Here is a 1629-nt window from a genome sequence, read left to right as displayed (position 1 = left end):
GACTTGGCTGATCTGTTTGAGGCCGGTGATGTCGTGCCGATCGTTGTAGGTTGGACCTTGAAGGGTTCGATTGTACTGGTTTCTTTGTGAGAACGGCCTGACACCGGCTTTGTCGAACAAGCGGATAGCGTCCGTCAACGTGGTGGAAATTGAGGTGTGATTAGGCGGGTCATCGGTCATGCGGCGACGGTGGTAATTTCGGTAGGTTTGGTGTCAATCAAGGGTTGGGCGAATTCGGCCATGGCCTCGATTTGCATGTAGCGGTTCTGGGTCTGCCATTCGTCGTTGGCCTCGAGCAGCACGGCGCCGATCAGGCGGATGATCGAGCCTTCGTTCGGGAAGATACCGACGACATCGGCGCGGCGTTTGACCTCCTTGTTCAGACGTTCCAACGGGTTCGTTGAGTGGATCTTGGTCCGGTGCTGGGCAGGAAAATCCATGTGCGCCAGCACGTCGGTCTCGCTGTCATCAATGAACGCGGCGAGTTTCGGCCATTTGCCGCGGAGCTGATCGGCGACGTGGCGCAATGTCTGACTGGCATTGGAACGATCCGGCTGAATGAACGCCTGGCGCAGCGCGGCGGCCGCCATGCTCTGCTGGGCTTTCGGCACATAGGACAGCGCGTTGCGCATCCAGTGCACCCGGCAGCGTTGCCATGATGCGCCCATCACCCGGCGGATCGCCGCCTTCAGCCCTTCATGAGCATCGGAGATCACCAACTTCACCCCGCGCAGGCCGCGGCGCGCCAGGCTCTTGAGGAAAGTCGACCAGAAGGTCTCGGCTTCGGAGGGACCGATGTGTAGGCCGACGATCTCGCGCCGCCCTTCAGTGTTCACCGCCACGGCGATTATCGCTGCGACCGAGACGATCCGGCCGCCCTCGCGCTGCTTGAGATAGGTCGCATCGAGCCACAGATACGGCCAATCGCCGACCAGCGGACGGTCGAGAAAGGCGTTCACGCGCTCGTCGATGTCCTTGCACAGTTTCGAGACCGAACTCTTGCTGATCCCCGAAAGGCCCATCGCCTGCACCAGTTCATCCACCCGACGGGTCGAGACGCCGCCGATCCAGGCTTCCTGGATCACCGCCACCAACGCCTTCTCCGAAGTCCGGCGCGCCTCCAGGAACGGCGGAAAGTAACTGCCCTGCCGCAGCTTCGGAATCCGCAGTTGCAGACTGCCGAGCCGGGTGTCCAGCGCTCGATCACGATAGCCGTTGCGGTAGGTCGAGCGGTCGCCCTGGCGCTCGTAACGGCCGGCCCCAATAAGGCCCTCGACGTCGGCTTCCATGAGCATCTGCAGCACGGCTTCCGCCACTCCACGTAGAAAATCGCCGTCTCCAGCCTTCGCCAAAAGCTCGGCAAGCGGTAGTCTCTCTTCGGTCATCGGGTCCTCCAGGTTCAGGTTGAAGTCTCGCAACTCCACCATACCCCACCGATCCGATGGCCACCCAAATCTACACCGTTACGATTGCCGAAACTCCACCACCTGCGCGGACACTACCAACAAGCGTAAGCGCGCATTTCTCTGCACCAGCCTTGGGAGGGGGTCCTGTCCGTGCGGTGGAGCGCGACCGATAGGTCTGGGTCAGGCAGTGTTTTTAGTCTGGCCTGATTTGGCGAAGTTGAAG

2 protein-coding genes are annotated in these 1629 nt (G+C 61.1%); both read right to left on the bottom strand.

Going from position 1 to position 1629, the window contains the following annotated elements:
• A partial coding sequence (locus L2A60_RS20355) for a hypothetical protein (protein ID WP_235706284.1) occupies positions 1-180 on the bottom strand: 180 nt, incomplete at its 3' end.
• The gene (locus tag L2A60_RS20350) at positions 177-1385 is read right to left on the bottom strand and encodes an IS256 family transposase (protein WP_235706283.1); all 1209 of its coding nucleotides are present in this window, start codon (positions 1383-1385) and stop codon (positions 177-179) included. The genes L2A60_RS20355 and L2A60_RS20350, both read right to left, overlap by 4 nt.
• Positions 1386-1629 lie beyond the last annotated feature (244 nt).

The sequence above is a fragment of the Acidiphilium iwatense genome, from assembly GCF_021556475.1.
GTDB classification, from domain to species: domain Bacteria; phylum Pseudomonadota; class Alphaproteobacteria; order Acetobacterales; family Acetobacteraceae; genus Acidiphilium; species Acidiphilium iwatense.
Note: the sequence above shows the minus strand (reverse complement) of the source record. Positions and strands in the feature narration are given on the sequence as shown.